Annotated in this window: 15 protein-coding genes; 6 read left to right on the forward strand and 9 right to left on the reverse strand. The window is 35.4% G+C overall.

Translation table 11 applies throughout. From position 1 onward, the window contains the following. The first annotated feature begins 37 nt into the window (after window positions 1-37). The 3 genes from xthA to ACGH4F_RS00540 all read left to right on the forward strand — a co-directional run bounded on the left by xthA (window position 38) and on the right by ACGH4F_RS00540 (window position 4054). On the forward strand, window positions 38-844 hold the full coding sequence (gene xthA / locus ACGH4F_RS00530; RefSeq protein ID WP_411589697.1) for an exodeoxyribonuclease III: 807 nt from the start codon (window positions 38-40) through the stop codon (window positions 842-844). Window positions 845-873: 29 nt separating this feature from the next. Continuing rightward, entirely contained in the window at window positions 874-2205 is a 1332-nt protein-coding gene (gene xseA, locus ACGH4F_RS00535; protein ID WP_411589579.1) for an exodeoxyribonuclease VII large subunit, read from the forward strand. A gap of 178 nt (window positions 2206-2383) precedes the next feature. After that, on the forward strand, window positions 2384-4054 hold the full coding sequence (locus ACGH4F_RS00540; RefSeq protein ID WP_267358938.1) for a molecular chaperone HscC: 1671 nt from the start codon (window positions 2384-2386) through the stop codon (window positions 4052-4054). A gap of 75 nt (window positions 4055-4129) precedes the next feature. Here the strand turns inward: ACGH4F_RS00540 and ACGH4F_RS00545 are convergent, their stop codons facing one another. Together ACGH4F_RS00545 and ACGH4F_RS00550 are read right to left on the reverse strand one after the other, a co-directional pair. Then, the gene (locus ACGH4F_RS00545) at window positions 4130-6805 is read right to left on the reverse strand and encodes a hypothetical protein (RefSeq protein WP_411589580.1); all 2676 of its coding nucleotides are present in this window, start codon (window positions 6803-6805) and stop codon (window positions 4130-4132) included. Further along, entirely contained in the window at window positions 6802-7500 is a 699-nt protein-coding gene (locus tag ACGH4F_RS00550; RefSeq protein WP_411589582.1) for a DUF1266 domain-containing protein, read from the reverse strand. Before ACGH4F_RS00550 ends, ACGH4F_RS00545 begins: the two co-directional genes overlap by 4 nt. Before the next feature lie 229 nt (window positions 7501-7729). Between ACGH4F_RS00550 and dolP the strand changes: the two genes are divergently transcribed. Next, window positions 7730-8308 (forward strand): division/outer membrane stress-associated lipid-binding lipoprotein, encoded by a 579-nt coding sequence (gene dolP, locus ACGH4F_RS00555; RefSeq protein WP_267358932.1) that lies wholly within the window; start codon window positions 7730-7732, stop codon window positions 8306-8308. A 49-nt stretch (window positions 8309-8357) separates the two neighbouring features. Here the strand turns inward: dolP and ACGH4F_RS00560 are convergent, their stop codons facing one another. The 5 genes from ACGH4F_RS00560 to ACGH4F_RS00580 form a co-directional block, all read right to left on the reverse strand. Continuing rightward, window positions 8358-8753 carry a SufE family protein gene (locus ACGH4F_RS00560; protein WP_411589583.1) on the reverse strand — a complete coding sequence of 132 codons (396 nt, stop codon included), beginning with the start codon at window positions 8751-8753 and terminating at the stop codon, window positions 8358-8360. Between the two features lie 67 nt (window positions 8754-8820). Next, a complete protein-coding gene (csdA, locus tag ACGH4F_RS00565; protein WP_411589585.1) occupies window positions 8821-10044 on the reverse strand; it encodes a cysteine desulfurase CsdA in 1224 nt (407 codons plus the stop codon). Continuing rightward, the gene (locus tag ACGH4F_RS00570) at window positions 10001-10879 is read right to left on the reverse strand and encodes a U32 family peptidase (protein WP_267358926.1); all 879 of its coding nucleotides are present in this window, start codon (window positions 10877-10879) and stop codon (window positions 10001-10003) included. Before ACGH4F_RS00570 ends, csdA begins: the two co-directional genes overlap by 44 nt. 157 nt (window positions 10880-11036) lie before the next feature. Then, window positions 11037-12032: a peptidase U32 family protein gene (locus tag ACGH4F_RS00575; RefSeq protein WP_255556881.1), complete on the reverse strand. Its 996-nt coding sequence runs from the start codon at window positions 12030-12032 to the stop codon at window positions 11037-11039. A gap of 307 nt (window positions 12033-12339) precedes the next feature. After that, a complete protein-coding gene (locus ACGH4F_RS00580) occupies window positions 12340-13290 on the reverse strand; it encodes a tetratricopeptide repeat protein (protein WP_411589586.1) in 951 nt (316 codons plus the stop codon). Window positions 13291-13715: 425 nt separating this feature from the next. Between ACGH4F_RS00580 and suhB the strand changes: the two genes are divergently transcribed. Further along, window positions 13716-14519 (forward strand): inositol-1-monophosphatase, encoded by an 804-nt coding sequence (gene suhB, locus ACGH4F_RS00585; protein ID WP_411589587.1) that lies wholly within the window; start codon window positions 13716-13718, stop codon window positions 14517-14519. A 108-nt stretch (window positions 14520-14627) separates the two neighbouring features. On the opposite strand, the gene ACGH4F_RS00590 is transcribed toward suhB, so the two are convergent. Then, a complete protein-coding gene (locus ACGH4F_RS00590; protein ID WP_411589589.1) occupies window positions 14628-15038 on the reverse strand; it encodes a winged helix-turn-helix transcriptional regulator in 411 nt (136 codons plus the stop codon). A gap of 156 nt (window positions 15039-15194) precedes the next feature. On the opposite strand from ACGH4F_RS00590, the gene ACGH4F_RS00595 reads away from it, so the two are divergent. Beyond that, entirely contained in the window at window positions 15195-17384 is a 2190-nt protein-coding gene (locus tag ACGH4F_RS00595; RefSeq protein WP_411589590.1) for a heavy metal translocating P-type ATPase, read from the forward strand. A 91-nt stretch (window positions 17385-17475) separates the two neighbouring features. Here the strand turns inward: ACGH4F_RS00595 and tilS are convergent, their stop codons facing one another. After that, window positions 17476-18759, reverse strand: a complete 1284-nt coding sequence (gene tilS / locus ACGH4F_RS00600; protein ID WP_411589698.1) for a tRNA lysidine(34) synthetase TilS — start codon at window positions 18757-18759, stop codon at window positions 17476-17478. Window positions 18760-18771 lie beyond the last annotated feature (12 nt).

Genomic DNA, 18771 nt, shown 5'->3' on the forward strand with positions numbered 1-18771 from the left:
TAAATCTAAACATCAAATCGAATATAATAAATTTATCATGAAAGTTATCTCATTTAATATTAATAGTCTGCGTGCACGCATTCATCAGTTAGCCGCAATTATCGATAAACATCAGCCCGACATAATTGGTTTACAAGAAACCAAAGTTCATAATGATCAATTTCCTGTCGAAGAGTTAGCGCAATTTGGTTATCACTTACATTATCATGGTCAAAAAGGACATTATGGTGTTGCGTTATTAACCAAACAAAAACCAATATCAGTGCAGTGTGGCTTTCCAACCGATAGTGATGATGCTCAGTGCCGTTTAATTATGGCAGAGTTACCGACCAACCAAGGAAATTTAACCGTGATAAATGGCTATTTTCCGCAGGGTGAAAGTATGCATCATGAAGTTAAATATCCTGCCAAACGTAAGTTTTATCATGATTTGATTGATTATTTACGGCAACATCAATTGAGTAATCAGTTATCCTTGATAATGGGAGATATGAATATTTGCCCAACCGATTTAGATATTGGTATTTCTGATGATAGTCGTAAACGTTGGTTACGAACTGGTAAATGTTCATTTTTACCCGAAGAGCGGGAATGGATGGATAATTTAATGTCACTAGGCTTTATCGATACTTACCGTCATGCACATCCAACTGAACAAGACTATTCATGGTTTGATTATCGATCTAAAGGTTTTGATACCTTTACTGGACTGCGCATCGATTTAATTTTAGCTAGTCAAAAATTGTTATCCTATTGTCAACAAACTGGCATTGATTATGATATTCGAGCCATGGACAAACCGTCTGATCATGCGCCAATTTGGGCAGAATTCGATTTAACATAAATTTTAGTGTCATTAAGAAGGATGAGTACATGTTGAATAATTCGATTTTATCGGTAAAAGATCTTAATCAAATGGTCAAAGATCTACTTTCTGATGCGATTGGTCAAATTTGGTTAGTTGGCGAAATTTCGAATTTTTCTCGTCCATCTTCAGGGCATTGGTATTTTACGCTTAAAGATGATGCTGCCCAAGTGCGTTGTGCGATGTTTCGAAATAGTAATTTTCGAACAGGATTTACACCGCAAAATGGACAACAAGTTTTAGTTCGAGCGATGGTGACATTGTACGAAGCACGTGGAGAATATCAATTAGTCATTGATAAAATGCAACTGGCTGGAGCAGGATTACTGCAACAAAAATTTGAGCAATTAAAACAAAAACTATCTGATGAAGGACTCTTTGATCCTATCTATAAAAAAAGTTTACCGGAAAATATTCGTACTGTTGGTATTATTACCTCGGCAACTGGTGCGGCATTGCATGATATTTGTCAGATTTTAAAACGCCGAGATCCCAGTTTACAGGTAATTATTTATCCGACCCAAGTTCAAGGTACAGAAGCTGCTGGTCAAATTGCCAAGATGATCCAAATAGCAAATGTACGTCAAGAGTGTGATGTATTGATAGTTGGGCGAGGTGGTGGATCGCTTGAAGATCTTTGGTCATTCAATGAAGAAGTTGTTGCAAGAGCGATATTTGCTAGTCAACTACCTATTGTAAGTGCAGTTGGACATGAAATTGACTTCACAATAGCTGATTTTGTTGCTGATGTGAGAGCTGCAACGCCTTCCGCTGCCGCAGAGCTTGTTAGTCATGATAATAAAGAACAGATTCGGCGAATTTTGATACAAGAACAACATTTATCGATGGCGATGGATTATTACTTAACAAGACAACGCGAAATATTGAATACATGGTTTCATCGACTTCAAGCGGAACATCCCCAAGCAAAGCTATCTCAACAATTAAATCGACTCATTACTTATCGACATGCGTTATATGAAAATATTCAACAATATTTGCTTAAACTTACTAATCAATATAATCGATTAGATAGAAAGTTATTGAGTGTTTCGCCAGAATATCACATCACGTTTTATGGTCAGACCTTATATCAAAAGCAACAGCAACTGATTAATATGATTAAACAAAAATTAGCAATGTCGCAACATCAATTTGTTTTACAAACCTCACAACTTAATAACTTAAGTCCGCTGGCAACGTTAGAGCGGGGTTATTCAATTACCACTAACCAACATGATGATGTGATTTGTAATAGTCAACAAGTGAAAGTGGGTGAATGTATCACGACAAAGTTAAAAGAAGGGATTTTAGTCAGTCAAATTACTGAGGTGAAATAAAATAATTAATTATTACGGTAAAAATCATATTACTAAACTTCAATTTTATACAATAAAGTATACTGATTATTTTAATCAAATAAAATTGTCATTACTGTAGTAATACAGTATATAATACTGCGTTAAAAATTTTTTTAATAACTAATAATATTTAAGTACATAAGAGAATAGACGATTTATGCATCCCCCAATAGGTATTGATTTAGGTACAACAAACAGCTTAATTTGTGTTTGGCAAGATAGTAAACCGACGCTGATTCCCAACGCAATTGGAGAAGTGGTAACACCATCAGCAATAAGTATTGATGAAGATGGATCCATTTTAGTTGGTCGAGCAGCGTTATCACGATTAACAACTCATCCCAATCAGAGTGCATCAGCATTTAAACGTTTTTTAGGATCGAATAAAGTTTTTGAATTAGGCGATAAGAAGTTTACGCCAACAGAACTTTCTGCAATTGTCCTAAAATCTTTAAAAGCTGATGCTGAAGCTTTTCTAAAACAAAACATTCATGATGTGGTGATTTCTGTCCCTGCTTATTTTAATGATGAGCAGCGCAAACAAACCCGTTTTGCAGCTGAACTTGCTGGTTTAAACGCGGTACGTTTAATTAATGAACCAACTGCAGCGTCCATGGCATATGGCTTGCATGATGAACAATCCGGTAATACATTAGTTTTTGATTTGGGTGGGGGAACATTTGATGTCACCGTACTTGAATACTCTATGCCAATAATCGAAGTCCATGCTTCGGCGGGCGATAATTATTTAGGTGGAGAAGATTTTACTCATGATATTGTTAAAGCTTGCTTAAGTGAATGGAATATTAAACAGCAAGATGTTTCAGCCGATGATTATGCCAGATTACTTGATTTAGCTGAACAGTTAAAATGCAAGTTAAACGGCGAACAGATGCAACACTTAACTTGGTTTTGGCAAGATAAAGAGTGGCAATTTGAGCTTAACGAAAATCGAGCTAAAATGATTTGGTTGCCATTATTAAATCGCCTTCGAGCACCGATCGAGCAAGCGTTAAGTGACGCTCGGTTGAAGCCGAATCAACTAGAACATATTGTGTTAGTGGGTGGTTCGTCTCAATTGGGCGTTGTGCGTGAACTGGTTACCAAATTATTTGGCAAATTACCTTATCGCCATATTAATCCGACCACTATTGTGGCACAAGGTGCTGCAGTACAAGCAGCTTGTCGATTGCGTAATAAAGATGTGGAAGAAGTTATTTTGACCGATGTTTGTCCTTACACATTAGGTATTGAAAGTGCGTCGGATAATGTTCATGGCTTATTTTCCCCCATTATTGAACGCAATACAATTGTACCGACTTCAAAAGTGAAGACTTTTTATACTAGTCGTCCACAACAAAAATTGATTTCTATAGCCGTTTATCAAGGCGAAAATCCACGTGTTGAAAACAATGTGTTAATTGATGAGTTTGAAGTTCCTTTAACGCCTATGGAAAAAATACAAGGGATTGATATTCGTTTCAGTTATGATTTAAATGGATTATTAGAGGTCGATGTTGTGGTACTTGAAACAGGTAAGCAACACGGCAAGGTAATCGATCATAGCCCGATAGGGTTAACAGAACAACAAAAACAGGAAAGTCATGAACGTTTAAAATCACTGAAAATTCATCCCCGAGATCAAATGCAAAATCGTACATTATTAGCTAGATTGGAACGTGCCTGGGCGCAATCACTTGGTGATGAACGTCATTTAATTGGATCTTATCTTGAAGCATTTCTTGATGTATTAAATCGTCAAAATCCAGATGAAATTAATGAGTTTCGTTGTGATATTGAGTCTGAACTTAAAGATCTTGATAGATAATTATTCAAAGTAGTATTTATAAACTTCTCCCCTTTTATTATTGATATAAAAGGGGAAGTTTATACACTAGTTTATCTATTCCTTCACAGGCGGTCCATATCGGTTATTTTTTTTATAACTAGGTTTCCAGAAAGGTAATAATATCAGTAATAATAGCGTATAAATAACGAAGTAACATGGTTCACCTAAATAATTATCATTTGCACGTCGTTTTAATGCGAAAATAATATTTATTCCCGAAATCATATAAGCAAATTTTGAAACTTCGTTATATATTGATGAGTCGGACAAAAATCTATCAAGAAATAAGGCAGAAAAACCAATAATTAACAGACTATAAAAAATTTGTTTACAAAATCCTTTACGATTTGTTCGTCCATTTAAACGCCAAAATTGCCACCATTTATTTTCAGGTAGAGATAATGCATCTACTTTTTTTTGATTTTCACGATTTCTAGCTAAAAGTAAGGCGGCACATAAGCGTAATATCATATTATTGTCTGAATGATCTTTTAGCCCTTCTAACATCTCGATATCATCTTCTTCAATTAGACCACAGTAGTTAGCTAAACACTCATTAAGATATAATATTTTAGCCGTTAGATCATTATGTTGATATTTATCTTTATTTACTGAAGATGGAAATGACCACTGTTTTTCGAGCGAATTTGCGATTTTTTGTAAATCACCATTATCACCTGCAATTTTATTTAACGTTTGTTGTAATTTCAGTTTTTGTTCAGGTTTATATAACAAAAAGGTATTTAATATCATTAAATAATAAGGGTTTTGATTGGCAAATTTGGTTTGCCACAATTGTTCGATTTTATTTTCGATATCTTTTAAATCAATTTTTTCAGGATTGTCTATATAAGATTCGATTGAATCTGGGTAATTGATTAAAATACTATTGATTAACCCACTATTATTATCCATTAAATTATAGAGCTCAGTTTTATTTTGCCAGTTTCCATATTTGAAAATATTAATCACTGGAAGCATTTGATCATCATCGGTTAATTTAAACGTATTATTTTCTTTTCGAAGATATTTTGCTGTTTCGTAGGGTTGATTAATTATAGCCATCGTTAAAATAAATTGACGATACCACTCCCAATAAACGTTTTTATCACACGATGAATCAGGTGGAGTTGGAAACTGGTAATAATGTTCAGATTCTAAGAAAATAAACCAGTCAAACATCTCTATATTTGCATAACGCGAAAAATTATCAAGATGTTTTTTGGCACGCTCCGGAATGGCATCGAATCTATCCAACCATAAACGACCATAGTATTGTTCGTACCCATTCAAGTTAGGATCAAATTTATCTGGAATGGGCGTATTTTCATCACTATCATACAGCCAAGCTTTAAATTCTTTGACGGGTGGAATTTGTTCAAGCCATGTTAAATGTTGCTGAGCTTGGCGTTGTAAATTTTGTAGAATAAAATGCTCAAAGTCATCTTTACTCTGTTCATCAATAATTTGTTGTAATAAAGTTTGATTACCATGTCGTAACATAATGGCATGACGATATAAGCGATATAAACGATTAGTACCGTCATCAAGTAACAACAGTGCAAGAATTTGACGATAATTCCAACTCACATTTAACGACCATTTGATAAAACTTGCAATTTCAGGGGAATACTCATCAGGATCAATTTGTGCTAGTCGTGCAACCGTTGTTGCTGTTAACTGAGGAACTGCGTAAAGGTAAGTTTCTGATGTTTCTGCAGCAATACAATAAGAGTTATTCAATGCGATAATTAACAATGGAAAATAATCACTAGCATAATGTGAGCACCAGCCCGCTATCCAACTGGCTGCTTTTTCTTGATAATGACCTGAGTTATAAAGATCAAGCCAAGCCTGTAAAGACTCATGTTTTTTATCAAGCATAGTATATTGAATTGCTGCAATATATCTCCATTCGATATTGATATGTTCATCTTGATCATCTTGAGTGATGCATTTCAACGCATAATCTAATAAGGTTTGATTAGGGATTCTTGCAACACAGTGCCAATTAGCTAATTGAAGCATTAAGCTTTTATCGTTGGGTAAATAGATGACAGTATCTTGTGATAAAAAGTCATAAAGATCACTACTTCTACGTTCGTAAAATAACCATTTGGTATAATCGATATAATTTATCGTTGCATCTTGCAGAGCTCTGTTTGTGGTGGGTAACAGGGTATAGTCAAATAAATCTTCACTCTCAATATGATTTAAAAAGATATCATACCTTTCAGATTGATTGGGAGATTGTATTTTCAGTTGTTGGCGCCAACGCAAATTATCCGCTAACAGTTTGATACAAGCGTTTGATACATTGCTTGCTTCATAACTTATTTCTAATAGACGCCATTTTACCGAATCAATGATTGCCATTGGGTAATCGTAAAATGAACTAATAAATTTTTGCCATTCATCGGCGTTAAAACACCGTTGTGGATCATTCAAAAGTGCTTGATAAGCAGTACAAATTTCATTTTCTTTGATTTGTTTTTCTGTAAGGGGGTGAGTGACTGCTTGCTCTTGTGATTCTTGTTGTGATTGCCCATCCATTTGTTCGGTTGACTGTGCATACTGTATTGCAAACTCATAAGCTTCACGTAAAGCTTTAAATCCAATCGGGTCTGTTTCGGGATGATAAAAAGGTAACTTGGCTCGATAGGCTTGACGTATTGCGACGGTATCATTCGTTTTTTCTATTTCGAGTAGTTGCCAAATATGTTCATTCATAACCAATCATACTCCGTCAATGATTCTGGTTTTTCAAATTTTTCAATATCAATAAACCATGGTAACCGGTTAAAGGGTGCTTGTTTGTCTTCATATAAATTTGCCATGGATGTGATGTTAGATGGACGGGATAATTCACAGCGTAATTTTTCTAAATCGTCTTTAATCTGTAAATTATTCCAATATTGTAAACCAATAAACCAACTAACAAGGTAGTGTTGCCAAGAATGATAAAAGTATGTTGAACGTAACCCAATTCTATGCAAAATCCACAAACATTCCTCTTCAGTTACATATTTATTCGTCGTGCCAAGTCGTAAAAGATAAGCCATTCGGGCATAATCCCAACTACGAATTCCCGCAGTATTACAGATAGGAAATGTTTGCTCAACAAATGTAAGTATCACTTTATGATAGTCAGTTTGACGTTCATAAAAGCTGAGCCAATCAAATTCAGACAATTGAGAATATTTAGAATAGAATTCAGATAATAATGGTGCATGTCCATCATCAATCATGGTGAAAACGCAATCAAGTAAAGTTTCCCGAGAATCTATTTCCCAACTCTCTTTCAAATCTATAAAATCATCGTTAGGATAAAAAAAAGGTGAGGTATAGCTTGCTCCATATCTTTTATTTAATATTACCATTGGCGCTGACAAACCATATAGCCAATCAATATAATCCTGTTCCATATTAGCCTATAAAATATCAATATATAGTTTAGTGTATAAAGATAACAGATTTTTTAAATAGACGTCAGTCTGTTTTACTGTTTTTCGTTTATTATTTTTAAAAAAATAAACAATAATTATTATGAATAACAGTAAAATTGTTTTGCAAATTACTGTGTGCAAGGCATAATAAAATCAATTTATTTTGTCATCAGTTACACATTACTAAGCCATAAATGAAGGAGTTATAATGAGAAAAATTGCCTTAACGGTAATATTAATGTCTGGCTCATTGATGTTACAAGGCTGTGTTGCTGCGGTAATTGGAGCCGGTGCAACGGCTACAGCCAAAGTTGCTTCAGATCCGCGTACAACCGGGACTCAAGTTGATGATACAACGCTGAATTCACGAATGGGTATGAAATTAAAAGAAAATACATCAGCTTTTATTGGTTCACGTATTTCAACGAGTGCTTATGACGGTAATATTCTTTTAACCGGACAAGCAAATAATGAACAGAGTATGAAAGCCGAAAATCTTGCTCATGAAGTTGAAGGTGTCAAAAAAGTATTTAATCAAATTCGTATCGGTGAGTCTGTTGGTGCAGGAACCATTACCAATGACGCATGGATTACAACCAAAGTTAAATCACAATTAGTCTTAAATTCGGCAACAAAAGCCAGAAATATTAAAGTCGTTACCGAAAATGGCGAAGTCTTTTTAATTGGTATTGTCAAACCTGAAGAGGGTAAAGCTGCTGCAGTTGTTGCCAGTAAAGTAGCTGGTGTTAAAAAAGTTATCACACTTTTTACTTATTTAGATAAGTAAAAAGTGAAATCGATGAAAGGGCGGAAAGATATTTCGCCCTTTTATTATTCTAATTAACTGATTGAATTCGTTCTATTAATTTATCTAATCCTTTTAGGCGAGATTGACTAAGCTCGTCGGTAATTTTAAGTTTACTTAATTCAAACTGAAAATCGATAGCCTGAATTTGCTTCGCTGTTTTATGATTTGCAATGATAAGTAAAATTGCGAGTAACCCTTTAACAATTCGACCCTCACTATCACCTTGAAAAATAAAAGTATCATCAGTTTGTTTTTGAAAAGTAAGCCAAACTCGATTTTCACAACCATTGACTTGGTTACTATCTGTTTTTAAATCGGCTGGAAAGTCAGGCAATTGTTTTGATAACGCAATGATTTGCCGATAACGATCTTGCCAGTTTTGTTGTTTCAATAATAATTCCGTTAATGTTTGCTGCGATAGCATAATATAGACCTATTTGTCGTTTACGTAATGATAAATATTTTTATGTTAGCAAAAGCAGATATTACAATTAATCCAAGATTTGTATAGCATGTTGTAATGCAATTATAAAACAATCGATATCGTGTTTGTTATTATAAGGCATCAATGAAAGACGAATGACACCTTGGCAACCTAGCTTTTGCATTAATGGTTGAGCACAAAGTTCACCAGTGCGTATTGCAATGTTTTGTTCACTTAATAAGATAGCAATATCATTATGATGAATATTGTGGATATTAAATGTGATGATTGAACTATTATTTACACTGTAAAATTGAATATTGGTTAGTTTACTAAGTTGTGATTTTGCATAATCGGCTAATTGTTCGGTATATAATTGTGCTTGATTAAAATCCCAACGTTTTAGCCATTCAAACGTTGCATTAAAGCCTAGCATTCCGGCGATATTGGGTGTGCCTGCTTCAAATTTATACGGATGTTGCTCAGGTATAAAGTGATCGAAAGAGACACTTTTTAGCATTTTACCTCCACCATGCCAAACGGGCATAGTTTCAAGCAAAATTTGTTTACCATATAATACACCGAGTCCTGTTGGACCATATAATTTATGCGCTGAAAATACATAAAAATCAATATCAAGTTTATCAACATCAATGGGATGATGAACAATACCTTGAGCACCATCCACCACTAAAATGGCATTATATTGGTGAACGATTTGGCTAATCGCTGCTAAATCCGGACAAAATCCTGTCACATTGGACATTTGTGTAATGGCGACAATTTTTGTGCGTTCGGATAGAAGTGAAGTCAGATCATCAATAACCGATGACCATTTAATTACTTTGGCTCCCGTTTGCTCTGCAACAATTAGCCATGGCAATAAATTGCTATGGTGCTCTAATTCACTGACAATAATCTCATCACCTGCTTTTAGCAAAGGTCGAGCATAGCTTTGTGCAATAAGATTAATGGATTCGGTCGTACCACTTGTCCAAATAATTTCACTGCTCGTTGAAGCGTTAATCCAATCAGCGACATTTTGCCGAGCTTGATTTATTATTTCAGTCACTTGTAAGGCATTAGGGTGCAAACTGCGTTTAACAGTTGCAGTATTGTGTGCATAATATTCCAGCGTCGCATCGATCATCGCTTGGGGCTTGAGTGATGTTGCGGCTGAATCAAGATACACGTTTTCATTGTTCAGAGCAGGAAATTCTGCTCTAAACTTTTGATGAGAAAACTTTTTACTGGTTAAGTTCAAGTCCTGCAATTCCATTCCAATACCCATTACAGTCTCGTTTATGCTCTATATGTAGCGGATTTAATCCTTCTTCGTTCGCTCTAAACTGTTTCACAATATCCAATGTTTCCAACCCAAGTGGTGAAATACGAACAATATCAACTAATCCTTTCATCTCTTTGAGTTGATTACCTAAATTATAGCAATAACCGCTTTGTGTTTGGATCCCATTTAGAACAAACACTTTTTGTTGTTCTTGTGAAAACACTTCACGCCCAACAGGGTATTTGATACAACATGTTTCGCATTTATCTTTGGGTTTATCTTCTGAACGTGCCGTAAAACAACGAGCTGAATAGGCTAACGGCAGGTAACCGTAACTGAAAACTTCAACGTCAAAATTTCGCTCGATATTGAGACTATCAAATTGATTTAGTACATTTGCTAACCAATCCCGAGAAAGTTCAACGGGCATACACCAACGTACCATACCTTGTTTTTGTAATAATTTTAACGTGTATGCGTTATAGCAATTAATTGCAGGGCCGGCAACAAAAGGTAATTTATTTTCTTGAGCGATATTAATTGCAGCTAAATCATTGGCTTCAATTAAAAAATCGCCATTATTAACGAGTAATCTTAATTCATTTAATTCAGATGGAGCTTCAAGCAAAGCCAACGTTGAAAGCACAACTTGTTTACCTGATTTAGCGACTTCTTTAGCTAATTCAAGCCAGTTAGGGACTTTCATTTCACGGCGTTTAGTACAAACTGTTTCGCCCATATAAATAATATCGGCTTCACTTTCTTTTGCCGCATGATAAAAAGTTTCTGTTTCGGTTTTAGGCCAATAATAAAGCACTGGGCCTAATGCATATTTCATAGTTTTGCTCACTATATTGATTTATGTTAGATCATTTATCAAATCATTTAAAATGATATTTTATTAAATAAATTCAATAATATAAATTAAAGTAATGCCACTTTATTTTTAATAAGTGTCTTTTCCAATAATATGAATTTAAAGTCTAAAATACTCATTATTGCCATTTACGGTGATAAGCACCCAATGTCGTTTGTGTTCCTTCCGACACAGAGCCTAATGTATCCATCCAATGTTGTTCAGCTTGAAATGATTGTGGGTTTGCTTTATAACGGTCAATTGCTTGTCGCCATACTTTGGTTACTTGCTCAACATAAGCTGGACTGCGTTGACGTCCTTCAATTTTGACCGATGCAATATTGGCAGCAAATAACTCGGGTAATAGCTCAATGGTATTTAAACTGGTTGGTTCTTCAATTGGATGATAAAGCTGTTCTCCAACAAAATAACGTCCTTTACATAGGGTTGGATAACCGGCATTTTCACCTTTTTTATGACAATCAATCAATACGTTATTCAAACGAGATTCAAGACCTTTGTCGGTCTCTTCCCATCGCACAAATTTAGCCGGAGAACATGCCCCAACGGTATTAGGTGATTCACCTGTTAAATAAGACGATAAATAGCAACGACCTTCAGCCATTATACATAAACTACCAAAGGCAAAAACTTCTAAAGGGACGGGAGAAACTTTTGATAACTGTTTAACTTGATGCATCGACAGAACACGTGGCAATACAATACGATGAACCTGAAAATTATTATAATAAAACTTAATTGACTCTTCATTGGTTGAAGAGGCTTGAACGGAAACATGGCGTTCAAGATTAGGGTACTTTTCGGCAGCATAATCAAGCATAGCAAGATCAGCAATAATTAACGCATCAGCACCAATGTTAGCCGCGGTATCAACTGCATGTTGCCAACGCTGAAAATTTTCAGGATGTGCAAAAGTATTTATCGCAATATGCAATTTTTTACCACGTTTATGTACATAATCAGCGGCTTCAATTAATCGCTTCTCATTGAAATTTAAACCAGCAAAATGACGCGCATTAGTATCATCTTTTAAACCAATATAAACGGCATCAGCACCATTATCGATGGCTATTTTTAGTGATGGCAATGAACCTGCTGGACAAAGAAGTTCCATAATAATTCCTAAGTTAAGTTCGGTAATTTATACGTCGTGTATTATGCAATAATTCCCAATTTAAAGCGACTAGAAAGCCAAGTATGCGATGAAAAAAGTAACAATAGTGAGGATTAAATAGATTAACTAACTGTCATGGAAAATTGCCAGAATATTAATTCTATTGCTCACAAATTGCTGTTGGTCAATCATGATAAATATTCTTTTATTTTGTACTTAAAGTAGGACAAAATCACCTTAACGATAACGACTGATGAAGAGAAAAATCAAGGTGATTTTATCGACTCAATGACAATACAACGTGTGATTATTGTAATTGGCAGGCGTCTTCATCGCCAGTATTTTGACAAGACAGCTTAAAATAATGTTTAGCTGTGTTAATGTCTTTTTCTCGTCCCAGTCCTTGTTGATAAATAAGACCTAAATAGTATTGTGATTCACCATGATTTTGCTCAGCAGCCAGTTCAAACCATTTTTTGGCTTGCCGATAATCTTGTTTAACGCCGTTTCCGTTAAAATATAGCCAACCTAATTTGAATTGTGACTCAACGTAACCTTTTTTCGCTGCCTTTTCATCTAATTTTCTACCTTTTACGTAATCTTGTTTCAATCCACCTTTTCCAAGATAATAAAAGTTAGCCAAATTATTATTTGAAACAATGGCATTTCCTTTTACGGCTTGTTCATAATACTTTCTTGCTTTGACGTCATCTTGTTTGACACCTCTTCCAGCTTCATACAAAACACCAAGATTTCCGGCAGCAGCTGGTTCTCCATGCTTTAATGCTTTTTCATACCACTTTCTAGCCATGATATAATTTTGATTGATTGCGTCATTTTTTAAATTGGATTCGATTCCTTTTGCTCTTGGCTTTTGAGCAATTAAATCATAAAAAAGCCCCATATAAAACTCGCCACTACTGTTACCGTTCAATGCGCCTTTTTCAATCAGTTTTTTTGCTTTATCTAAATTTTGAGTGACGCCTAAACCATTCAAATATAAGGAACCTAAATAAACTGAGGCATTTTCATTATTTTGTTTTACGGCTTTTTCATACCATTGAGCTGCTTTGGTATAACTTTGCTCAACTTCAATGCCTTTTTCATACATATAACCTACATGAAATTGTGCTTCTGCATCATTTTGGATAGTGGCTTTTCTGTACTCATCCTTATAATTAAGTTCTTGATTTTCATCAGCGAAAATGGGGGTGTTCACTGAAAAAAATAAACATAGAATCAATATTAATTTCTTCATCCATTTTTTCCTATTTATAACAATTTATAGCAAATATATTGTATCAAATTACATCGATAATGGTTTATAAGTATCGTCTTTTAATAAAGTTTTATTAAATAAGTTTGTAATATGTGAAAATTATTTAGCAATGCATACGGTGAAAATCAAAAATAATGTTAGTGATAAGTGAATAATGTGTTGATAGGAATTATTTATGTAGCAGCTAGTCTCTTTGATAAATTATTAACGTATCAAAACATTATTTAATGCGGTGAATTTGGGATGTTGCGTTATTTTTCTCAAAATCAATAATATCGCTGACATTCCCAACATAATCTGGCAATAAGCTTATAAAACCTTTATACTATGCCGTAAATTTTGGTATCACTTTTAAAGTTTGCCAAAACAACCCGTTCTTTAACATCATCAATTGGAAGAAAATTATGCATCCGATGCTTAATATTGCTATTCGTGCTGCTCGCAAAGCAGGTAATGTTGCCATTAAGGCTTATGAAAATCCTAGTTCAATCGAAATTGATACTAAAGGTGCTAACGATTTTGCAACCAATGCAGATCGTGCTGCTGAAGCTTTAATTATTGAAACAATTAAAAAAGCGTATCCAGATCATACTATTATCGCTGAAGAAAGTGGTCTTGCTAAAGGTAGCGATGCCGATACGCAGTGGATAATCGACCCAATTGATGGTACCACCAATTTTATTAAGAATATCCCACATTTTGCTGTGTCTATTGCTGCTCGAGTCAAAGGTAAAACCGAAGTGGCAGTGGTTTATAATCCAATGAGCAATGAATTGTATACTGCTGCACGTGGTAAGGGTGCTCAGCTAAATGGCTATCGTATTCGTGTCAGTAATGCTAAAGATTTAAATGGAAGTATACTGGCAACCGCATTTCCATTTAAAGCGAAACAATATAGCGATAGCTATTTTGCAGTTTTACAAAAATTATTTACTAAATGCGGTGATTTTCGTCGCACTGGTTCACCAGCATTAGATTTGGCTTATGTGGCAGCAGGTCGTTTAGATGGATTTTTCGAAATCGGTTTAAAACCTTGGGATATTGCGGCAGGTGAACTCATCTTACGTGAAGCTGGTGGTGTCATTACCGATTTTGCCGGTGGTAATAATTATATGGTATCTGGTAATGTTGTGGCTGGTAATCCACGAGTTGTGAAAGATTTATTAGTGTCTACTCAAAACGATTGGCCAGAAAAATTACGTAATTAATTTCTATTATGAACAGCGTTGTAATAACGCTGTTTCCTCTTATTTATTGCTTGTCTTTTTGATCACTAAGGAAAAGTAATTGATGCAAAGCATCTTGTATTAAAGTGATTATTGTTTAGGATGGTCAGCTATTGCTGCCATTGTACAATTGATATTCAGCCCTTGGCGATTTAAACAATGGCTTCCCCATTGATACATTGCTTCTAATACAGGTTTAATACTTTTGCCAAAATCTGTTAAGGAATATTCTACTTTTGGTGGGACGACAGGAAACACTTTTCGGTTGATTAATTGATTGGATTCGAGTTCACGTAACTGCTGAGTTAACATTTTTGGTGTGGCGCAAGGAATTTCTTTTCGTAACTGAGAAAATCTTAATGTTTTGTTTGTCATCAGTTTCCATAAAATTAATGATTTATATTTACCTCCAATCAAATTGATTGTTGTTTCAACCGGACAGTGAATAACAGATTCCAAGCATTGCTCGTTGTTATAGGTTTTAACTAAATGATTTTTCACTTAATGCCTCAATAGTATCTTTTTGGATAGTATATATCAAAAAAGTGCATTCTTGTTATTCGAATAATTAGTATTAAAATATTTGTTAAGTAATCAAAAAAATTTGTTGAGAACGTTTTTTAATCTTAACAACCCTCTCACCAAAGGATGCGTCAAATGAAAACAGTTGAATATAATTTTTATGTTGAAGATATGAGCTGCGCATCATGCGTTAGTCATGTTGAAAAGGCGATTAAAAAGGTTGATGGAGTAATTGATGTTAGCGTGAATCTAGCGACTGAAAAAGCAACCGTTAAAGCAAATTCAAATGTTAATTTAGCAACACTGATGTCAGCGGTAGACAAAGCAGGTTATCATGCGGTGAAAATGACGGATCAGCAAACACATGCAGAAGATACTGAAAAACAAGCATCACTTTGGCCGATTGTGGTGTCCATTTTATTCGCTATTCCTTTTGTTTTACCAATGTTATTAGAGCCATTTGGTTTCCATTTAATGATGCCTGCATGGTTACAATTTATTCTGGCTTCGATTGTTCAATTCGGTCTTGGTGCTAAATTTTACCGAAGTGGTTTTAGTGCTTTAAAAGCTTTCACTGGTAATATGGATTTATTAGTGGCTATAGGTACCAGTGCAGCTTATGGTTTATCGTTATATCAATTAATTACAGGGCATTATGATCATCTCTATTTCGAATCATCTGTTGTAATTATAACTTTAATCTTAGTGGGTAAATGGTTAGAGTCAAGAGCGAAACATCAAACCACACAAGCGATCGAAGCACTTTCAGCATTAAGACCTGAAGTCGCTTTAGTCAGACAAGGGGATCACGAAATTAGTTTACCGATTAGCCAAGTTAAAGTGAACGATATTGTTGTAATTAAACCCGGTGAACGTATTCCAGTTGACGGTATTATTATGGAAGGCACATCCAGTAGTGATGAATCGATGTTAACCGGAGAAAGTTTTCCAGTTAATAAAACTGTTAATGATGTGGTCACGGGTGGTACCATTAATGGTGAAGGACTGATAATCGTCAAAACTACCGCTATCCAATCTGATTCAAAACTGTCTAAAATTATTGAAATGGTCGAATCTGCACAGGCTAAAAAAGCACCTATACAGCGAATTGTCGATCGTATCAGCGCAATTTTTGTCCCAGTCATTTTGATCATTGCTTTGATTACCTTATTGGCTTGGGGAATTATTTATCATGATTGGCAACAAGCATTACTTCATGCCGTTGCTGTATTGGTGATTGCTTGCCCATGTGCTTTAGGATTGGCAACACCCACAGCGATTATGGTTGGCACGGGTGTGGCTGCACGTCAAGGTATTTTGATTAAAGATGCTGAAGCTTTAGAAACATTGCATAATGTTAACACTGTCGCATTTGATAAAACAGGCACCTTAACAGAAGGTAAACCTGACTTGGTGGAAATCGATGTCGTTGGAACTGAAACACCCGATCAGATTTTGTCACTTGCTGCATCGATGCAAGCAGGTAGTGAACATCCATTAGCAAAAGCTATGTTATCTAAAGCTAAACAGTATGATTATGCGAAAAATATCACATCAGTAACAGGATCGGGCGTCATGGCAAGGATTGATAACACCGAATACTATTTAGGAAGTTTGCGTTGGATGAAATCGTTAAACGCCTATTTTGTAAACATGGATGATAAAATAGATGAGCTAACCAGTAAAGGGTACACTATTTCATTTTTGGCTAAACAACAAGCTGAAGATAGTGTCGTGATACTTGCTTTATTTGGCTTTGCTGATGTGATTAAACCTGAAGCGAGAAATGCAATTGATGCATTACATCAATTGCATGTTAATACTGTCATGCTAACTGGTGATAATCAACAAGCGGCAAATTATGTGGGTCAACAATTAAACTTAGATAAAGTGATAGCCGAAGTGTTACCCCAAGATAAAGCCAACTATATATATCAATTGCAAAAAGAGAGCCATACCAACACCAATAATCAAGTAGCAATGGTAGGGGATGGCATTAATGATGCGCCAGCGTTGGCTGCCGCTGATATCGGCATTGCCATGGGAACAGGTACTGATGTGGCAATGCATACAGCAAGTATTACCTTAATGCGAGGTAATTTATACCTTATCGCTGATGCTATTGATATTTCTCGTCGAACATATAATAAGATCAAACAAAACTTATTTTGGGCGTTTTTCTATAATTTAATTGGTATTCCATTAGCGGCATTTGGTTTTTTAAACCCAATGATTGCTGGCGCTGCTATGGCTTTAAGTAGTGTTAGTGTGGTGACTAATGCATTATTACTAAAACGCTGGAAGCCAAGAGCAGAAACAAAATAAAATTAGCTTGTTAACCTTTAACTTAAGGGGCAATGGATAATGTCCCTTAATGGTTTGATAGCTGATTGATAATGAGCAAGTGGCTTATGTGCTAAGTGACATGAAAATCAATTTGCGAACCTTTTCCGTGGTCAGTCACAAACACGCCGACAGCGCAAATAAGTTGTTCATCATAATATATCAAAGGGATGCGTGTTCGCATCCAAGGTGGAATATGGTTTTCTTGCCATAGTTTTTTGATTGCTCTTGAGCCTTGACGATTAACGATTTGAAGCTGTCCTTGAGCATGAAAGCGTACGGTAACATGTTCGTCTCTGTTCGGTAGACGACACGTTAAATCATCTTGATAAAGAGCATGTAACTCACCGATATGATCAGGTAAAACTAAAGGCGAAGTCAGATCCCAATTTATGACTTGTTGTTCAGTATCTTTATAGAGTGGCAATAGATAAAGTAAATTTTGATAACGGCGAATTTGCTTATGGTGTAAAACGAATTGCGGATTAGCATCGTTCTTTGCTTGAACAACGGTTTGCCAAATAAGTGCTAGTTGTTTTTGGCTAGGCATCATAACGTGTTGATGTCGTAGCCACATGCGTAAAATGGCATTGCGTTTATATTCTGAATAATCGCGTAATGGCGACAAGCGTAGCTGACCTTGCTGGGTTAATACTTGATGAAAATCGTTAAGTAACAGCTCGTTAATTAAAGCTTCTTGTTGTTGGCAAAGCGATGCACTTCGGGCAACCATTTGTGAAAACTGAGGCCAACGTTGATCAATAATTGGCAAAACATTTAATCTAAGAAAATTGCGATCATAATGGTCATCTTGATTACTTTCATCTTCTATCCAAGTTAATTGATGCCAATTGGCATACGCTTCTATTTGTTTACGTGAAATAGTGAGTAACGGTCGAAGATGTTGTTGGTTTTCAACGGGCATGGCTGATAACCCTGATGGACCGCTTCCTCTTTTTAAAGCTAACAAAAACGTTTCGCATTGGTCATCAAGATGTTGTGCTGTGCATAGCATTTCATCGCTTTTCAAATGACGATAAATCGCTTGATAACGAGCATGTCGAGCTTGTTCTTCAATATTGCCTGCCGAGATATCAAGCTTAACCTTTTCAATAATAAAAGGGATTTCCCATTGTTGGCATTGTTGTTGGCAATGGCTTGCCCAATTATCTGCATTTTGACTTAAACCATGATGAATATAAATGGCTCGTACTGCTAAATCAGCTTGTTGTTGTTTCAATTTGACTAGTGCATGTAACAATACAGTGGAATCAACCCCGCCACTATAAGCTACCAATAGCTTACGGTGTTTTTTTAAACATGTTGAAATGGTCTGTGTGATGGTTTGATCAATCATGAGTTGACTTTG

The sequence above is a fragment of the Gilliamella sp. CG35 genome, assembly GCF_046635745.1.
Classification (GTDB): Bacteria; Pseudomonadota; Gammaproteobacteria; order Enterobacterales; family Orbaceae; genus Gilliamella; species Gilliamella apicola_I.

Bases quoted from the DNA above. Each gene is read 5' to 3' on its own strand.
- xthA (WP_411589697.1), top strand. From the start codon at position 38: ATGAAAGTTATCTCATTTAATATTAATAGTCTGCGTGCACGCATTCAT.
- xseA (WP_411589579.1), top strand. From the start codon at position 874: ATGTTGAATAATTCGATTTTATCGGTAAAAGATCTTAATCAAATGGTC.
- ACGH4F_RS00540 (WP_267358938.1), top strand. From the start codon at position 2,384: ATGCATCCCCCAATAGGTATTGATTTAGGTACAACAAACAGCTTAATT.
- ACGH4F_RS00545 (WP_411589580.1), bottom strand. From the start codon at position 6,805: ATGAATGAACATATTTGGCAACTACTCGAAATAGAAAAAACGAATGAT.
- ACGH4F_RS00550 (WP_411589582.1), bottom strand. From the start codon at position 7,500: ATGGAACAGGATTATATTGATTGGCTATATGGTTTGTCAGCGCCAATG.
- dolP (WP_267358932.1), top strand. From the start codon at position 7,730: ATGAGAAAAATTGCCTTAACGGTAATATTAATGTCTGGCTCATTGATG.
- ACGH4F_RS00560 (WP_411589583.1), bottom strand. From the start codon at position 8,753: ATGCTATCGCAGCAAACATTAACGGAATTATTATTGAAACAACAAAAC.
- csdA (WP_411589585.1), bottom strand. From the start codon at position 10,044: ATGGGTATTGGAATGGAATTGCAGGACTTGAACTTAACCAGTAAAAAG.
- ACGH4F_RS00570 (WP_267358926.1), bottom strand. From the start codon at position 10,879: ATGAAATATGCATTAGGCCCAGTGCTTTATTATTGGCCTAAAACCGAA.
- ACGH4F_RS00575 (WP_255556881.1), bottom strand. From the start codon at position 12,032: ATGGAACTTCTTTGTCCAGCAGGTTCATTGCCATCACTAAAAATAGCC.
- ACGH4F_RS00580 (WP_411589586.1), bottom strand. From the start codon at position 13,290: ATGAAGAAATTAATATTGATTCTATGTTTATTTTTTTCAGTGAACACC.
- suhB (WP_411589587.1), top strand. From the start codon at position 13,716: ATGCATCCGATGCTTAATATTGCTATTCGTGCTGCTCGCAAAGCAGGT.
- ACGH4F_RS00595 (WP_411589590.1), top strand. From the start codon at position 15,195: ATGAAAACAGTTGAATATAATTTTTATGTTGAAGATATGAGCTGCGCA.
- tilS (WP_411589698.1), bottom strand. From the start codon at position 18,759: ATGATTGATCAAACCATCACACAGACCATTTCAACATGTTTAAAAAAA.